This window comes from Planctopirus hydrillae (genome assembly GCF_001707835.1).
Lineage (GTDB): Bacteria > Planctomycetota > Planctomycetia > Planctomycetales > Planctomycetaceae > Planctopirus > Planctopirus hydrillae.
The window spans coordinates 1-18,287 of the sequence record NZ_LYDR01000001.1 but is presented as its reverse complement, the minus strand read 5'-3'; the positions used below and the strand labels follow the sequence as shown (position 1 = coordinate 18,287).

Annotated in this window: 12 protein-coding genes and 1 other RNA gene; 11 read left to right on the top strand and 2 right to left on the bottom strand. The window is 54.2% G+C overall.

The features are described 5' to 3' along the window. The first annotated feature begins 207 nt into the window (after positions 1 to 207). Positions 208 to 972: a class I SAM-dependent methyltransferase gene (locus A6X21_RS00075; RefSeq protein WP_068845061.1), complete on the top strand. Its 765-nt coding sequence runs from the start codon at positions 208 to 210 to the stop codon at positions 970 to 972. A 361-nt stretch (positions 973 to 1,333) separates the two neighbouring features. On the opposite strand, the gene A6X21_RS00070 is transcribed toward A6X21_RS00075, so the two are convergent. Together A6X21_RS00070 and rnpB are read right to left on the bottom strand one after the other, a co-directional pair. Beyond that, a complete protein-coding gene (locus A6X21_RS00070; protein ID WP_068845177.1) occupies positions 1,334 to 1,576 on the bottom strand; it encodes a carbon storage regulator in 243 nt (80 codons plus the stop codon). 377 nt (positions 1,577 to 1,953) lie between these two features. Next, positions 1,954 to 2,348, bottom strand: an RNA gene (gene rnpB, locus A6X21_RS00065) — RNase P RNA component class A. Between the two features lie 214 nt (positions 2,349 to 2,562). Here rnpB and A6X21_RS00060 point away from each other — a divergent pair. The 10 genes from A6X21_RS00060 to A6X21_RS00005 all read left to right on the top strand — a co-directional run bounded on the left by A6X21_RS00060 (position 2,563) and on the right by A6X21_RS00005 (position 17,837). Next, positions 2,563 to 3,078, top strand: a complete 516-nt coding sequence (locus A6X21_RS00060) for a GNAT family N-acetyltransferase (RefSeq protein WP_131818091.1) — start codon at positions 2,563 to 2,565, stop codon at positions 3,076 to 3,078. Positions 3,079 to 3,223: 145 nt separating this feature from the next. Then, entirely contained in the window at positions 3,224 to 4,978 is a 1,755-nt protein-coding gene (locus A6X21_RS00055; protein WP_068845057.1) for a hypothetical protein, read from the top strand. Between the two features lie 273 nt (positions 4,979 to 5,251). Next, positions 5,252 to 5,668 (top strand): CAP domain-containing protein, encoded by a 417-nt coding sequence (locus tag A6X21_RS00050; RefSeq protein WP_013111668.1) that lies wholly within the window; start codon positions 5,252 to 5,254, stop codon positions 5,666 to 5,668. A gap of 687 nt (positions 5,669 to 6,355) precedes the next feature. Beyond that, positions 6,356 to 7,558: an L-2-hydroxyglutarate dehydrogenase gene (gene lhgD, locus A6X21_RS00045; protein ID WP_068845055.1), complete on the top strand. Its 1,203-nt coding sequence runs from the start codon at positions 6,356 to 6,358 to the stop codon at positions 7,556 to 7,558. A 484-nt stretch (positions 7,559 to 8,042) separates the two neighbouring features. After that, on the top strand, positions 8,043 to 9,833 hold the full coding sequence (locus A6X21_RS00035; RefSeq protein ID WP_068845051.1) for an RNA polymerase I-specific transcription initiation factor RRN3-like family protein: 1,791 nt from the start codon (positions 8,043 to 8,045) through the stop codon (positions 9,831 to 9,833). A gap of 183 nt (positions 9,834 to 10,016) precedes the next feature. After that, positions 10,017 to 12,005, top strand: a complete 1,989-nt coding sequence (gene asnB, locus A6X21_RS00030; RefSeq protein ID WP_068845049.1) for an asparagine synthase (glutamine-hydrolyzing) — start codon at positions 10,017 to 10,019, stop codon at positions 12,003 to 12,005. A 558-nt stretch (positions 12,006 to 12,563) separates the two neighbouring features. Beyond that, positions 12,564 to 14,057: a rhamnulokinase gene (locus A6X21_RS00025; RefSeq protein ID WP_068845047.1), complete on the top strand. Its 1,494-nt coding sequence runs from the start codon at positions 12,564 to 12,566 to the stop codon at positions 14,055 to 14,057. 64 nt (positions 14,058 to 14,121) lie between these two features. Further along, complete coding sequence (locus A6X21_RS00020) at positions 14,122 to 15,702, top strand: sulfatase family protein (protein WP_068845045.1); 1,581 nt, start codon at positions 14,122 to 14,124, stop codon at positions 15,700 to 15,702. A gap of 423 nt (positions 15,703 to 16,125) precedes the next feature. After that, a complete protein-coding gene (locus A6X21_RS00010; protein ID WP_068845041.1) occupies positions 16,126 to 17,151 on the top strand; it encodes a 3'(2'),5'-bisphosphate nucleotidase in 1,026 nt (341 codons plus the stop codon). Positions 17,152 to 17,210: 59 nt separating this feature from the next. Further along, positions 17,211 to 17,837, top strand: a complete 627-nt coding sequence (locus tag A6X21_RS00005; RefSeq protein ID WP_068845039.1) for a LutC/YkgG family protein — start codon at positions 17,211 to 17,213, stop codon at positions 17,835 to 17,837. Positions 17,838 to 18,287 lie beyond the last annotated feature (450 nt).

Sequence of the window (18,287 nt, the reverse complement as noted above, 5' to 3'; positions counted from 1 at the left end):
AGGAAATAGATGCAAATAACTGAAAATACAGCCTGTGGAGTTGGGCCTGTAGCAGTCGTGACAAGATGTTGCTTTTCTGCACAGCCCAAATCGAGCCCTTCGAGATAAAACTGAAGAAAACGAAAGCTTCCAAATGCATATTCATTGTCAATGTGATCGTCATGAAACTTGATGACTGGCGAAATGTCACCTGACAAGGAATGCAGCATGTCGATAGCGATTGATGCAGTTGCCGACAAACGGAAGAGTTCTTCGGAATGGTGGGATCGGGCTTACTTCGAGCAGGGCCCGACCTCGATGGACAAACTGATCTCGAAGGATGCATCGTGGAATGAGATCGTCGATTCGGCTGAACAAGACCTGGTCGATGCGTTCGCTGTCGGCGGGATGAATCTCGACAGCCAGGGAGACGTGCTGGAAATAGGTTGCGGCGTGGGCCGGTTGTCCCATGCTCTGGCTCGTCGCACCCGGCATGTGTTCGCTGTCGATATTGCCCCGAAGCTGTTGGAAGAGGCCCGCAAGAAACAGACACTGGCGAATATCGATTACTATCTGCTCGATGGTCAGCGCCTGGTGACGGATGAACTGAGAAGTGCCTTGGCTGTCTCTCAGCAGCAGGGGCATGCTCTGCAGACCGTTTTTTCGTACGAAGTGCTCTACTATGTCCCCGCTCCGCTATTGAAGACTTATTTTGCAGATGCCTTTGAAGTTCTGGCACCTGGCGGAGAGTTGGTTTTTCAATTGAACTGCGAGCCCATCAGTGCCAGAACCCGAGTGGGGTTCAAACTTCGTGACTGGCTCTATGCCTGCGGGATTACCCAGTGGCGTGGATGGCCGACGCATCCTGATTTTCGCCGACTGGTACACCCTGCTGCCGATGTTTGCCAGTGGCTCAAAGAGATTGGCTTCGAGCAGATCACGTCGTGTGGTTCATTGCGACAAAAATGGTTTCGCGGCGTGAAGCCTGCATAACGTGACGCCGGCGCGTGAAGTGGTGCCGGCCTATCGAGTGATGCTGGAAAAAAGAAAGCCCCCGACAAAACTCGGGGGCTTACTCATTCTGTTTCAAAGTGACTATTGGCCGACAAATTCAATCTCGACCTTGCTGCCAGCGAATTCTTCAATTGTTAAATGATCATGTTGATGCAACGGGAATAATGATGCACTCATCTGCATCCCCGATCTCGACACTTATGGAAAGTGTGAGATCGACCGGCCAAAAGTTCCGGGAGTTTGTGTCAAACTTCCCTGTGTTTAACTGACTCGGGTTCAACTTCCCGAGGTTCAAACTCAGTCAGTTCATTCTCGGAGAGACAATCGATCGCAGACCAGACTATACGAATTCTGGTGTCCGACTATGCGACTCCGATGACATGGCGCAGGGTTCTTCTGAGCCTGCAACTTCAGGAAGATCCAGAACGATCTCCTGACGACGAATACTGACTTCCGCTGGAGCGGTGATTCCCAGTCGCACGCGGTTGCCCTGAACAGCCACCACAGTGACCTGGATTCCTTCACCCAGAAGCCCCTGGCCGATCAACAGTGACTCGCCAGCTTTCCTTGATAACACGAGCATCTCAACCTCCTTGTCCTTTCGTTGAATCTCATCACCTTTCCGACTGACCACAGCGGCTGCCACAAAGATGATAAAACTGCACTCCTTTACATTGGCTGCATGTTCTTATGCGAGCCACTCAATTGCGATTAGTAAATTGCATTCACCAATCTCTAACCTCGCCGGATCCGAGGAACTCAGAGTTCTTCATCATCCAGTCGCAGAGCGAATCGGATTCCCTCGATTCCTACTGCATTAGTAAACGTACCCGTTCTGTTGTAAGGTTTACGAGATTTTCCAAGATTTTAGTAGAAAATCCGGAAAAAACTGCCGATTCACGAAAAATTTTTCCTGCGACATCAATCTGAGGCAAACAGGAGAGATGGGTATTTAAGAGACTCTGGAGAAGCTGCGTAAGCCGGGTTCTGTCGTGGGCAATCATTTCTCTAGGACGATTGTTGCCAACCGTCTCCAGCAACCGACCCGGACGGTGAGGCCAGATCGGAGAGATCTGGATCAGCGTGAAGCTGAATTCCGTCCTGCTTGGTCTTGCTCCCGGCGGGGTTTACCCTGCCAGTCTGGTCACCCAGACTGCGGTGCGCTCTTACCGCACCATTTCACCCTTACCCCCAGCGAACTGGTGGCGGTATCTTTTCTGTGGCACTTTCCCGATCCTCACGGATGGTGGACGTTATCCACCGCCGCCTCCTTTGGAGCCCGGACTTTCCTCTCCATCACGAACAAAACACAAAACTGTGTTCTGCCGCATGCAGCGATTGCCTGCCTCTTCTCCAGAGTCCAACCGATCGTAGCATATTCTGAAGCTCCATGTGCTCTGGAAGATAAAACCTGGAAAGATCGAGAACCTTCGACAGTATTGACTGCTGAGACAATAATACGGGAGCTCTTTGTCGAGATCAGAGAGGTTGACCTCTGCCGTATTCGATGGTCTGTCAGGTTCCTTTCGATCATCCGCCAGCATCATCGCCAGCACTGGATTTCTTTTCATGTCGTTCGCACTCGTGAATTTAGCACCCGTTGATGTCGAACAGATTGTCGAAGTGCAAGCTCTCGTTTATCCCGCGGAATTCTGTGAATCTGACGATGTCTTCCGCAAAAAACTGGCGTTGTCCGATGCTTACGGCCGCGCTCCAATTGCGTTTGGTCATCGAGATCAGGAGTTCGGGCTCTTGGTCAGCTATGCCATTGCTCATCCCTGGCATGATGCCGCCCCGCCTCCTTTGCATGCTGCTGACTGGGAATTGCCTGCGGTATGCAATGTGCTGCATGTGCATGATATTGCCGTGGCACCCACCTTCCGTGGACAGAAACTGGCTTCTGACCTGATGAATCGCCTCTCGGAAGAAGCTCAACAGGCAGGCTGGCAAAAGTTGACTCTGGTGGCTGTACGCGATTCGTGGCCTTTGTGGGAACGCTTTGGTTTCCGCACCATCAGTTCTCATCAGTATGCCAATGAGCCGGGCTTCTGGATGTCGCGCGAACTCAGCCCCGGCAGCCGCTGAAAGCCGACAGCATTCCGGTTTTTGTCTCGATGTCACAGCGAGAAGTTTTACGGATTGAGCCTGCAGCCATTTTGATTGTGGACACTTGTCCCCACCCACCCTTAAAGTCAAATTAAGGATTCAACGTGGTTTGGGGAAACTAATGATGTTCGCAGGAATTCAAAGCAACGTTACCAGGTTTGTTTCCTGGAACGGTTTTGCCTGTCTGTTATCGATGGTCTTCAGTGTGGTATTGCCTGGTTGCGGATCGAACGAGTTCCGGGCAACTCAGCCTGAAACTCGATTGACCGTCGCTCGGCCTTTGGATCTCTCAGCTTCAGGAGTCATGACCCCTCCGGGAGAAAATTCCCCCGCTGTGACAAAGCCCAGGCTCTGGCAGAACGTCGGCGATGCCCTCGTCATCGAGGCCGACATTCCTGAGGATGGCGATTACGCCCTGGTTCTTGATGGAACTGTGGGGGATGCCAAGCTTCAACTGAAATCGACTTTGGGAGAAACCACTCGAAAAACGCATCCTGAACCCTACAGCGCCTGCACCTATCTGGGCCGCTTTCCTGCCAAAGCGGGTGTGCAGCCTGTGCGCATCGTCCTGGGTTGGATTGATCCCAAGGCCACTTCATCCCCAACTCAGGCAGCTCAATCGTCCCATCCGAACCCAGAAGAAACCGCCTCACGGTTCACCGATTTACAGCAACTCCGCCTCGTCAAACTGGCTGGAAGTGAGGCCAGCGGGCCTCCCGCACCACTGGGATTCACCTGTCATATGGGTTATCCCGATCAGATGAAGCGCGCACCAAAATCTGTGGATCGTATTGCTGAGGTCGGGAGTCCTGCTGTTGAGTTTGCCATCGGGATTCAATGCGATCTCGAAGAGAACCAGCGGGTGCAGCGCTGGGGTCTGCGATTCCCTCAGCCTCCCGATTGGAAAAAAGACATCCTCAAGCCTCTCGATGGGCAGACAGCTGCCGACTTTCAAACGTGGCTGAAAGCAGCCTTTGCCCGCGCGGTCGAAAAGCAGCTTGAAATTGCGATTCTGCTCCACGCGAATACCAGCGGCCCGGTCTACGTCTGGCGGAACGATTTCGATTTCGATCCGCTCGTCCCTTGCGAAAATCAGGCTTATATCGAAGTGGGGCCACTGGCGGTGGTGCAGGCGCTGAACGAATCCGTGCCTCCCGACTGGCCCGTCCGATTTTCGATTACGGGTGAGATGGGGACGACGATTACCCGTTATCCCCAGGCGTGGATCACGGTGTTCGAACGTTTGCGAGCCGCCTCGAAACTGAACAACCTCCAATTGGGGATTGGCCTCAACCACACCTTTAATCGCGGGAAAGTTCCCTACAGCGAAGCTCAGGGTGCTGAACTCGCCCGGCTGTGGCAAACGTGCGATTTCCTGGGGGTCTCTCTTTATAAAGACCTCGAAATCCCCGCGACGCCCGAGGATTTTCTGGGCCATCTCATTTATCTCGATTCCGAAATGCAAGCTCTGGGGGCCCCTTTGCCTCGCAATAAACCGCTCGTTGTGACCGAGTTTGGTGTGGGTGGATCGGGCATGCTCGATGGGGGAAAAGTGGTGCACCCCGCCGAAAAAGTCGAACACATTGCCCGGACTCCGTGGGCCATGACGATGAAGATTTCTGAAAACCCGTGGACAAATTCGGAGTACACGGCGTACCGCCGGCAGGTACACGACGCATTTTTAAGGTTTCTTGCGGATCAAAAATCTCCCTGGAAAATCCCCGTCGCCTACCTGTGGGCCCTGGGTTCATGTGATCCGGTGGGGATTGAAAACCTGGGTTTTGAAGATCCGGAAATCGCCCGGATGATCCGGGCTCATAATCAGAAAATCGCTGAAAAACCGGCAAAAACGGCAGAATCAGAGAGTGCGGATCAGTAGCTTGCTACGCTCGCCGAGGCGCGTCATCACACCGTCGGATCGCGATACGCACCACGTCGCAGCTCGCATCAAGTGATCAGTGACCTTTGATCACCTGTTCGCAAATTCAGGTGCTCGTACACTTGATCCGCAAAGTTTTTGTGGTTTACCGTGTTTGACAGTCGCGTCAGGTCGTCTGACACGAATCGGACTCTCGGGCCTTAAAATTCTCATCAATGATCTGACTGAGGTCAGCAAGGTCTGACAGTCTTCTTCCACAGGGAGGGATATCGAATGAAGTACGGAATCGTTTGCGCGGCGCTGGTTTCAGTGGCATGCCTGTTCGGACACACCACAAACGGTGTGGCCAATGACTACAGCTATCTGACTCAGCACCCAACGATTCAGCGACTGGTGCAGCTCACCAACGCTCACCGCGGTCGTATGGGGCGGGCTCCGCTCGCTCTGAATCCTGTTATGTGCGCGCATGCCCAGCAGCATGCCAATTACATGGCGACAACTGGTGTGTTTGCTCACAGCGGTCTGCCATACATGGAAGTCATCTTCCAGGGTGTGACCTCGGCCGATGCCGCTGTTCAGGGGTGGATCTATTCACCTGCTCACCACTCAATTCTGTTGAGTGGTTCTGAATGTGGCTTTGGGTACATGGTCTCTGGCGGGCGTTACTGTTGGGTGGGCGTTGTTCGTTAATCGATTCCGTTCAGTCGGTTCTACGATCACGAAACAAATCCTTGAGAGTTTACCCCTGGGCTCGACTCTCAATTCCCGTTAAGTTCTGAAATGAAGTGATCTGACGAATTCCCGTTCGTCAGATCACTTTTTTTTTCAAATACATTTTCTGTGACGCAGTATCTGGCATCCCGGGGTGGCCCGGCCAACTCGTGCCCAACTCTCTTTACACGGGTTGTCGTGACTTTTCACGACAACAAGAAGCCGCGCCATGCGCATGTCCTGCCACCACTCGTGACTTTCTCTTGGGTGGCACACTTTTGGGTGGCACGACCCTGAAGGCCCTGCGAAAGGGCTTGGTCTCTAAGCTTTTCCACTTCGTGTTTTGGTGGCAGAAATCGGATCTCTTCCTACCCCCCTGTTCAATCGAATTCACCAGCACAATAGCATCTGTAACGTTCTTCAGAACTCCCCAACATCGCCATAAACAACCAGCATCAAACGACCTGGGGGCAAACGAAGACGTTTGACCCCAGCCACACATTCTTCCATTAAGATCGTCTCCAGCGGCATCTCAAATCAGAACACTTGCCATAATATCCGCCAGGCTTTCGTCCTCCCCTGTTGTTCAAACTGGGTCGATTTGCGAGACTTTACCGCCGATCCAAGAATCTGGTCTGTTGTTGAGAGCCCGCTGAGGAAACGAACATGGTGCGATCTGATGTCGTCATTATTGGAGCCGGTATTGTCGGCCTCGCGACGGCGTATCGCCTGCTCGAACGCTTTCCCAAAGCGGTGATTACCGTCCTCGATAAAGAGCGCGAAATCGCCCAGCATCAAACCGGGCACAACTCGGGCGTCCTGCATACCGGTATCTATTACAAACCGGGCACCATGCGGGCCATCAATGCCCGCGAAGGGAAGTTACTGCTCGAACAGTTCTGCGATCAGCACGATATTCCCTACGAGCGTTGCGGCAAGGTGATCGTCGCCACTCAAGAGGCCGAATTGCCACAACTCGACAAACTCTTTGAGCGCGCCATGGCCAATGGTGTCCGGGCGGAAAAGATCACAGCCGAACGACTTCGCGAGATTGAACCCTACGCCAGCGGTGTTGCTGCACTGCATGTTCCGGAAGCGGGTATCATCGATTACCGGCAAGTCTGCGACAAAATGGCCGAAGTGATCCGTGAGAAAGGAAATACGATTCTGACTTCCGCCCGTGTGTACGGCATGTACCGCGACGGGAATCACATGGTCGTCGAAACGACACGCGGCCCTGTCGAAGGCAAAACCGTGATCAATTGCGGGGGGCTCCAGAGTGATCGACTCACCTGGCTCTCCGGACAAATGCCACCCGCTCAGATTGTCCCGTTCCGGGGCGAGTACTTTGAGCTGAAACCTTCGGCACACAAACTCTGCCGGGGCTTGATCTACCCGGTTCCCGACCCGAATTTTCCCTTTCTGGGTGTGCATCTGACCCGCATGATTCATGGCGGAGTCGAGTGCGGGCCAAACGCTGTGCTGGCCTTTTCCCGCGAGGGGTATCACAAAACCAGCTTCAATCCGTACGATCTTTTCGAAACGCTCACCTACCGTGGCTTTTTGCTTCTGATGCTCCGTAACTGGGATGAAGGACTGCGGGAACTCTGGCGTTCACTCAGCAAGAAAGCCTTTGTCACAGCACTTCAAAAGCTGGTTCCGGATATCAAATCCGACGACCTGATCCCGGCACCAGCCGGCGTCAGGGCACAAGCCTTGCTGCCAACGGGCGAACTGGCGGATGATTTTCTGATTCAGGAGCGCGATCTGGTCGTCAACGTCTGTAATGCTCCGTCGCCGGCAGCGACGGCTTCTCTCAAAATTGGCGACTTTGTTGTCGATCAGATTGCCAATCGGCTGGCCTCCTGAAAAGTACCCGCCCTCCCGTCACCACTCCTATGACTCGATCAACCCGAGGTCAATTTGACGGTTGTTTCGCCTGAAGGGCTTATGCGGGCTTGGAAGCCACTTGAGTGACTTGAATAAAAATCGGCCGAACGGACTTCGCGTCAGGATCGAACAACTTTCTGGTGAGTTTTCGACTTCCTCATTTCCCATCTGGCGAGACGTGTTTTCCATGGGGTATCTTATCGATAAGAGAAACTGTAACGCCTCAGGGACGGGCACATCCACCGCATCCAAATCGCTGACTTTCAGGAGTCTGAGGCAGCCGTTGACAGCAAATGGCTCAAAATGATCGCCACTCCAGCCTGAACGGGCTGAATGACAGGCATCGTTCTGAGTGAAGTTGTTCAACCTGGACTCGCTCTGATCTCTCTGGAATCGCGCTGGCACCGAGTATTTTTTTGTGTAGCTGATTCAGCCCGCAAGCTGCTGGATCAGAGGATTGACCATGGAAAAAAAGTTCTTCACTGCCGACGAAATCATTTCCACGTTTGGACTTTCGCGAGATCAGATTGAATCTCTCGTGCAAGAGGGCCAGCTCAAAGCCCTGGCCGATCGAGGAACATTCAAATACCGGCGCGATGAAATCGAAGCATTGATTGCGGGAGGATTGACTCCGGCGAATCCTGTTTCGAATACGGGGAACTCCGATTCAGATGTCGTTTCATTCGATTTTGACGGAGATTTTTCGGCCGGTCCGGATGCCGTTTCCTTTCTGGAACTGGATGAAGACGCACTGGCGACCGCTCCCGTAAAAGGGAACGATTCTTCGAGCGATGTCTCCCTGGTCGATGGCGGAGACGATCTCATGGATTTTCTGTCTCAACTCGAAGATGCATCTGCCGCGGACGAACCCACAATTGCCGATGAACCGGCAGCCGAACCTCAGCCGCGATACAATTCCCTGACCGATCTGTTCAATGACGAGGATGTGGATGAGACCGCCGGCGGTACGGATCTCGATCTCGGTGATGCGGCTGCTCAAATCCAGCCCACCCCAGTCGCAGAAACCTCCAGTGGTTTTGTCCAGAATCTGATGACTGGCAGTGATGACACTTCCAGTGTGCATGGTGATGAACCTGCGCTTTTGGATGAATCGGGCATCGGGCTCGACTTTCCTTCCGAAGCGGCGGCCATGTCCGCCAACAATCTGGATTTTGAAGATTCCAACGAAAGCGAAGAGACTGGCATTCGTCTCGAACTTCCCGAGGAAGCGGGCACCATCATTGATGATGGTTCACTGGCCCTGGGGATGGAAGACAGCGGCCTCTCGCTTGATACGGGCGAACCGGCAGCCGACGAAAGCGGGTTCATTCTCGATGAATCGAGCGACAGCAGCTTGCGGATGAGCACAGCCGACAGCGGGCTTTCACTCGATACCGGCGATAGCGGATTGTCTCTCGATACCGGCGACAGCGGTCTCTCGCTGGATACTGGCGACAGTGGCTTATCGCTCGATGTGGGAGACTCCGGCCTCTCGCTCGATATGGGCGATTCGGGGCTCTCTCTGGACCTCGCTGCTGACGATGCGGCTCCCGCACCAGATACCACTGGCACACAGCGCATGGCGGTCAGTTCATCAGCCGATGATGATTTTGATCTCAGCGATGAACTTTCACTGCAGGATGAAGAATCGCTGGTGGAATCCAGTTCCACCCAGCGTCTGGCTAGAGAAGAGCAGTTCCAGGAAGAAGATCTGTTTGCCACCCAATTGCAGCAGGATTCTGCCGACGAAGTCTCGGAAGAAGACGTGACCCAGATGTTGATTCTGGGTGAAGACGACGATGTTGAGCCTGTGACAAAGGGGAGCGGCAAAGCGAAAGGCCGCAAGCAGGGCATCTCGGATCAGTTCACTCTGGGCGAAGAAGTCGAAGATCTCGAACTGACGGACGACCTCGAAGAAGCCGTCATTGACAGCTTCGACGATGACGACGAAATCGAATCTTTAGGCGGTGACGATCTCGTCATGGAAGACGATGATGAGGATGCGGTTCTGGCTGATGACGAAGACTTCTCGGAAGAGGCCATGCCGACGCGAGGTTCTGCACGAGCCGAGTCGGCAGCTTATGCACTCCCTTCGTTCGGTGTCCCCACGACCATTGCCTTGTGTCTGGGTGGATTATTCGTTGTCCTTAACGGCTGGCTGGTCTGGGAAGCGACTGCCACCATGTGGACAGGGGCCGAACCATCGGCTGCAGCCGCCTCGATCATTAACTCGCTGGCAGGTCTGATTGGTTAATGAACGCGAGTGCCCGGATGGTCAGCTGATGGGGGGCATTAGATTCCCCATTCACGATCGGGAAATGCACTCGTCAGACAATATCTGGCACAAACTGGCGATTTCGGGTACATCCACATCATTCAGCAGATTCCGTCCTGTTGACGACTGATTCTGCCGGCAGCGAGCAAGGAGGCTCGAACCATGTGTGGGATTTGTGGTTGCGTCGAAACCATTGGTCATGATCAAGCGGGAATCGCCAGCACGAAGGCCAAATCCCGTGTCGAATCGATGCTGCGCCAACTCGCTCATCGCGGCCCGGATGGTTCCGCGACTTTCTCGACGAACTTTGCCAGCCTGGGTCATGCACGTCTTTCGATCATCGATCTCGCGGGTGGTGCCCAGCCACTCTTTAACGAAGACCGCACACTCGCACTTGTTGCGAATGGAGAAATTTACAACCACCAGGAAATCCGCCAGGAACTCCTCTCGCGCGGTCATCACTTCCGCACGGGGAGCGATTGCGAAGTCATTGTCCACCTGTACGAAGAAGTGGGCACTGCCTGTCTCGATGAACTTCAGGGGATGTTCGCCTTCGCGATTCTCGATACCAGGCAGAAAACACTCTTTGCTGCCCGCGACCGCTTTGGTCAGAAACCGTTCTATTACTCGTGGCAAGCTGAACGATTCTCATTCGCCTCAGAAGCTTCAGCACTGCTCCCAGTCGGCGAGGCATTATCTCAAGAACCCGCTCCCATCGATCCTGTGGCGCTGGATCAATACCTTTACTACCAATTCGTCCCTGCTCCCCGAACGTTGTTTGAGAATGTCAAAGCACTCCCTGCCGGTCATGCCCTTAATCTCCAGTTCAGCGAACCGGCAGCCGATACAGCCACTTCGGAACTGAGAACCTGGGCGTGGTGGTCGCCTCCTGTCCCCAAGCGTTGTCACTCAAATTCATCCACCGAAGACTACTGGCTGAACGATCTTGAAGCGGTCATCGATGGGGCCGTTCGCTCGCATCTGCTGGCTGATGTCCCTGTGGGCCTCTACTTGAGTGGTGGCATTGATTCTTCACTTTTAGGAGCGTTGGCCTGCAAGCATATCCATGGCCGGATGCCGGCCTTCTGCATTTCGTTCCCTGGCTCATCGATGGATGAACAGGCCGCGGCTGTCTGTGCCGCCCGGCATCTGGGGTGCGATCTGGAAGTGGTTGAGTTTCACGATGAAGACTTTGTGGAACTCGTCGAAACCAGCGGGCAGCTACTTGATCTTCCCCTGGGAGATGCGGCGTTACTTCCTTTACTCAAATTGAGCCGCGTCGCCAGCCAGACAGTCAAGACAGTGCTGACAGGTGATGGTGGTGATGAACTGTTTGGCGGATATCGCAAGTACCGCGAGTCGGCCCAGGCTCCACTCTGGTGGCAGAAGCTGCATAACTTCTGGGGTGCTGCGCTCCCGGTGGAACAACTGCTCTCTGTCGACAACTCCTCCAGTGGATTCCGTCATCTCGTTCTCTGGAGTGCGCGGAACATTTTCTCCAGTCGGCGGGCCGATCTTCGCAAGCGAGGTTTTGATCCTCGGCAGCGTGCCAGCCTTTATCGATCCCACGTCAAGGCATTGCTCGGAAAGACGTTTGAGCTACCCGAGCGAAGTCGCAATGAGGGCTTGACGTGGCTCGATCGGGCATTGCTCGACGATCAAGGCACGAATCTGGCAGATCGACTCCTCTTCAAGGGAGATCGCGCGACGATGGGCTATGGTGTCGAAGCCCGGGCACCATTTCTGGATCATCACGTGGCCGAATTCGCTGCCACACTTCCGGCGAACTGGATGATTCGCGGCAAAGAAACCAAGTACGCTTTGCGAGCACTGGCCCGCCGCCACTTGCCTGTCGAGATTACCGAGCGACGGAAAAAAGGGTTTTCATTGCCGATCAAGACCTGGTTTGCGACATCGCTGGCCGACTGGCTGCATGAAAAACTGCTGGCTCCTCACTCACTTTGGGATGAACTCTTCGAACCCTCCGCTATTGAGCAGCTTTTGCTTGAGCATCGTTCAGGCCGCGATCACCACGCCGACAGACTCTACAGTCTGCTCGTCCTCAAAAACTGGATGTGCCAGAAAGCGACATGCCCAGCCCATGGTCAGCACTCGCCGAGCTTCATGCCCGTCGAAAAACAGGCCGCCTAGAGCCATCCGCTGGTCATCAAGGCGTCAATTTGCTCGCCTTTAGATTCACTTTGTCGCACAAGAAACGGGTTTTGGCTCGACAGTGACAGTCCAAACTTGCATCATCATAGATTGATGTGAGTCTGCAGACCGGGTGACTGGGGTCCAACGTCTTCGTTTGCCCCCAGGTCATGAGACTCTCAACATTGACGGCGAATTGAGTCCATTGCCATGAAATAAGGACGATCCGTGTGCCATGCTTGCAGCTCTGGGCAAGCATGTCTTCACAACCAGCCACGCGCAGTAAGTTTGTGTGAGAAATGTAGAACTGAGAGCGGATGACAACTGACCCAATCTACGATTAACGTTGCAAGATAAAAGGACGCGCAGGACGCGGCTTATTGCCATCGCATAAGATACGATGACCCGGCCAATAGTTGGCCGGGCCACCCGTCATGTAACAACATGCTTGCCCCAGGCTTACAGCATGGCACACAGAGCGGGATCGACCGCGTGAAAAACTGATTTTCATCTTTGAGATCACACTTTTGAGTTCACAGTTGTTGTAGGGCGAGGGTTATGGCCGAGCGTTGTTATCTGGCAATCGATCTGGGTGCCGAGAGTGGTCGTGTCATCGCTGGCCTGCTGAATGGACGTAAAATCCGTCTTGATGAACTCCACCGGTTTGCCAATGGCCCGGTTCATCTGGGCGATACGATGCGCTGGGATGTCGTGCGCCTGTGGTCAGAAATTCAGACGGGCCTGGCCAAAGCCGCCCAGAAGTATGGCGACTCGATTGTTTCTGTCGGCGTTGATACCTGGGGTGTCGATTATGTCCTGCTGTCAAAAAAGGACGAAATCCTCGGCCAGCCTTATCACTACCGCGATCCGCGGACGCGCGGCCTGATGGATGCCGCCATCAGCCAGCTCTCTCGCAAAGAGATTTTCGAGAATACAGGTCTCCAGTTCATGGAGATCAACTCGCTTTATCAGTTGCTGGCTTCCCGCCGATCCAGCCCGGAACTTTTTGACGTGGCTGATCGTTTCCTCATGATGCCCGATTTCTTCCATTGGCTGTTGTGTGGCAGCCGCGTGGTGGAATTCACCAATGCCACCACTTCGCAATGCTTTCACCCCACACAAAAGACGTGGGCGTTCGATATGCTGCGTAAGCTCGATATTCCCACGCACATCTTTCCGGAAGTGGTTGCCCCCGGGACATCGCTGGGCCAGCTTCGCGAAAGTGTTGCCCGTCGCTCAGGCTTACCCAGGCTGAATGTCGTCGCACCTGCAACACACGATACCGGTGCAGCCATTGCTGCTGTTCCCGCCGCACTCACGGGGAGTACAAAATGGGCTTACATCAGCTCGGGAACGTGGTCACTCATGGGGATCGAATCGGCTCATGCCATTCTCACACCCAGGGCTCTCGAACTGAACATCACCAACGAAGGGGGCATTGATAACACGTATCGAGTTCTGAAAAACATCATGGGGATGTGGCTCGTCCAGCAGTGCCGTAAATCATTCGAAAGGCATGGTGCCAGCTACGATTACGGTCTGCTGACACAGATTGCCCGCGATGCCAAATCGTTCCGGGCCTTTATCAATCCCGATTCTCCCCTGTTCGTTGCTCCCGAGGATATGCCCGCAGCGATTCGGACTTACTGTCAGAAGACCAATCAGGAAGTTCCTGATGACGAAGGAGCTGTCATTCGCTGTGCACTCGAGTCGCTGGCACTCAAATACCGGCAAGTCCTCGAAAGGCTGGAAGGACTCTCGGGCGAAACGACAGAAGTGATTCACATTGTGGGAGGTGGCTCGCAAAATGAACTGCTCAATCAGTTTGCGGCCGACGCCTGTCATCGCCCCGTGATTGCCGGCCCGATCGAAGCGACCGCCTTAGGGAATGTTCTCGTGCAGGCACGCACCTCGGGAGAGCTCTCGAATCTGGCCGACTTAAGAGCCGTCGTCCGCGAATCAGCCAGTGTCCGGCATTACGAACCCCAGAACTCAGCAGCCTGGGACGACGCCTATGCCCGGTTTATCAATCTCCCCGCATTGCCAGCCTGAAACAATGCGTTGCATCTCGTACAAAGATCAGCACTCCAGCCGAGTCCCTATCGAAAGAGAATCTATGAACACCCTCCGATACGCATTCATTCTCAGTCTGGGCTGGCTGGCTTTCTTCGCTCTTGACGTTTACATCTCACCTGCGATGGCAGCAGAAAAGTCGGCACCGCCCAACATTCTGTTCATCTTCAGCGATGACCTTGCTTATCAGGCCATCAGTGCTTATGGAGACGAACGGAAACTTCTCGAAACACCGCATATCGACCGTGTGGCGAAAGAAGGGATCCGCTTTGATCGCTGTGTCGTGACCAACTCGATCTGCGGGCCTTGCCGGGCGACGATTCTGACAGGCAAGTACTCGCATAAAAACGGATTCTACAACAACAGCAATTCACGCTTTGACAGCACACAAACCACGTTTCCCAAGCTGCTCAAATCGCAGGGGTACAGCACAGCTCTCATCGGCAAATGGCACCTCATCAGCGAACCCACAGGCTTTGATCACTGGGAGATCCTGCCCGGCCAAGGCATCTATTACAACCCGCCCATGATTGCCAATGGCCAGAAGGTGCAGCGTCAAGGTTATGTCACTGACATCATTACAGATCGATCGATTGACTGGCTGAAAAATCGCGACAAATCCAAACCCTTCCTGCTGATGGCGCAGCATAAGGCGCCCCATCGTGAATGGTCTCCCGCCTTAAGACATCTGGGCTTCAACAAAGACAAGCCCTTTGCCGAACCCGCGACACTCTTTGATCAGCACAAGGATCGCGCTCAGGCAGTCGTTGATCACGACATGGGGATCGACCGCACCTTCACCAGGCTCGATGCCAAACTCGTCCCACCTCCCGGCATCAACAGCACTCAACTCGAAGAGTGGAACAAGTACTACCTGCCGCGTAATAACGCCTTTGAAGCAGCCCATCTTCAAGGCCAGGATCTCGTGCGCTGGCGCTATCAGCGGTACATGCACGATTATCTGGCCTGTGTGAAGGCTGTCGACGAAAGTGTGGGCCGGTTACTCCAGACGCTCGATGAAGAAGGTCTTGCCGAAAACACACTCGTGGTGGTTTCATCCGATCAGGGTTTCTATCTGGGTGAACATGGATGGTTCGATAAACGCTGGATTTTTGAAGAATCTCTGCGGACACCTCTGCTCGCGCGCTGGCCAGCCGCTATTCCTGCAGGCCGCACGAATGGACAGATCGTCGCTCTGCTCGATATCGCTCAGACATTCCTCGATGTCGCCCAGATTGAAGCACCCGCCGATATGCAGGGGGCCAGCCTCCTGCCACTGCTGAAGGGGGATACGCTCGCTGACTGGCGCAAATCACTTTACTATCGCTACTACGAATATCCCTCGCCTCACCGCGTCAAGCCGCATTATGGCGTGGTGACTGATCGTTACAAACTCGTGCATTATGAAGGGACTGGCGAAGGCGAATGGGAACTGCTTGATCGACAGGTTGACCCTCAGGAAGTGAAAAGTTTCCATAACGACCCGGCTTATGCCCAGACGATGACGGAACTCAAGGACGAAATTCGACGTCTCCAGAAAGTGGTTGACGATCAGACACCACCTCCCGCCAAGGCCTATGGGAATGATCGTCTCGAATGGTCCCCCTTTGGCCCGCTCAAGTAACCTGCTCGTGTCACGACACTGCTGAGTGCCATGCTTGCAGCTTTGCGCTGTCTATGACACACAAGTCTTCTGGAGTGCCAATGAGATTTGTGGCTGAAGACTGTGTGGTTGGGGTCAAACGTCCTCGTTTGCCCCCAGGCCATTTGAGATTGATCGTCTGTTGCAAACTCCAAAAGGAAGTCGTAAAGAACATGATGGATGCAAATTTGCTTGCGAGCTTTGTTGACCAGGGGGCGGATGCAGACATCCGACCCCTGCCACCCAAGGCTGCGTGAAAGGTTGTGTCATGGACAGCAGCTCTGCGCAAGCACGTCTTGGCAATCTTCAACACGCGATTTCATTTTGTGATTCGTATATCTTGCCGGTTGATGAACCGTTTAATGACATTTAGTTCTCTCAGAGTCGGAAGCTTTTCTTTCCACCATGACTGATTATTCGCAAGAGCTTTCACTGGCACTGTCTGCGGTTCGCAATGCGGCGGAAATCTGCCAGCTTGTCCAGCGACGTATTGGCAGTTCAGCGATGGCCAAGTCTGACAAAAGCCCCGTCACGATGGCCGACTTTGCCAGCCAGGCAGTCATTCTCGAAGCCGTTGGCCGAGCTTTTCCCAATGATTGCCTCGTCGCGGAAGAGATTTCGACCGAACTGCAGCAGGAGCCGGAGCTGCTTGGTGAAGTGACGACTCTTGTTCAGCGATTTCATCCGCAGGCGACCAGCCAGCAGATCTGTGAGTGGATTGATCGCGGCCATGGCGCAGGAGGTTCTCGCCGCTATTGGACACTCGACCCGATTGATGGCACCAAAGGCTTTCTTCGCAAAGAGCAATATGCGATTGCACTCGCCCTGTACGATGGAGGAGAACTTGTTCTCGGCGTGCTGGGTTGCCCCAATCTCCCGGCTGATCCCACCCGGAAGCTTATCAATCCCGCAATCACTCCCATTGAACAGGCTCAGGGAGGATTATTTTATGCCGTCCGTGGAGCAGGGGCTTTCGTGACCTCGCTCGATGGCCATCACCTTCCCCGGCCCATTCATGTTTCCGCATCGCACAATCTGCACGAGTACCGCGTGTGTGAATCCGCCGAGGCCACCCACAGTCGGCACGATGCTTCCGCCACGATTGCCCAGTCTTTAGGAGTTGCTGGCGAACCCGTGCGAATGGACAGCCAGGCCAAGTATGCCTGCGTGGCCAGTGGCCGCGCAGAGATCTATCTTCGCCTGCCCACTCGCGCCGGTTACAGGGAATGCATCTGGGATCATGCGGCTGGTGTGATGGTCATTGAAGCCGCCGGTGGCAAAGTGACGGATACCACAGGAAAAGAACTCGACTTTTCACAGGGCCGGCATCTTTCCGCCAATATCGGAGTTGTTGCCACAAATGGAATTCACCATGAGAAAATCGTGGCCGCCATCGTGGCACAGCAGCAGAGTTTGGCAGCTCAGCAATAATCCGTAGTGAGCAGAACGGGCGGTCAATTTCGTATCTGTCGACTGAATGAGTGGGACCTATGTCAACATCGCGTGCTGAAATCCTCAAAGCGATTCGCCGACACTTGCCGGAATCTTCCCCTTTGCCACCTCTCGACGGGCCGTGGATTCAGTATCCCGATCCCAGGGATCAGTTCGGCAAAGTCCTGCAGATGATTGGCGGCCGAATGGTGCATGTCCCCCATCTGGAAGCTGTCGCGAACGATCTGCAAAGCCATGCTCCCTTCGTGCAGTCGAAAAAAGTGCTGTGCGAAGTGGAGGGTTTAACGTTTTCTCCCAGTGCAGCCATGAGCCTTGTGGATGTCGACTCTGTGGTGGCTGCCGGCACCATGGCCGATGTTGATTTTGCCATTCTTCCCGGCGAGTTCGCTGTGGCCGAGAATGCCGCTGTCTGGTGTGAAGGGAGCAAGGTCCGCCATCGGGCCGAATACTTTATCTGCGAACATCTGGCTCTTGTGGTGCCAGCGGAAAAAATCGTAAACAACATGTTCGAGGCCTATCAGCACCTGAGCTTTCTCACACGCGGGTTTGGTGCCTTTATTGCGGGGCCATCGAAGACTGCGGATATCGAGCAATCACTGGTCATCGGCGCCCATGGCCCGAGATCGCACACGGTCTACTTCGTCGATCAACTCTCAGAGAGATAATCGAGTTTCACGAGCCGTTGTGTGCCATGCTTGCAGCTCAAGATGGTTTATTGACACAACCTTGGGTGGCCCGGCCAACTCGTGGCCGGGTTGTCGTGACTCTTCACGACAACAAGAAGCCGCGCCATCCGCAGGCCCTGCCACCACTCTCGACTTTGTCTTGGGTGGCACGACCCTGGAGCCCCTTAAAAATTAAAACAGTGCGTAAGGGCGTGGTCTTCGCACTTCAACGTCACTTTAGATGTCAGGCAGGGTGGCAGGGGTCGGATGTCTGTATCCACTTCCTGGTCAATCGAGCTCACCAGCGTCAATGCATCCGAAATACAACGACATGACGTTCGAACATATTTGCCTGAATCCATCAGAGTCTCATGACCTGGGGGCAAACGAAGACGTTTGACCCATACGCATCAAGTTAAGGGCTGAAGGCGTAGTTGAGCAGTTCGGGAT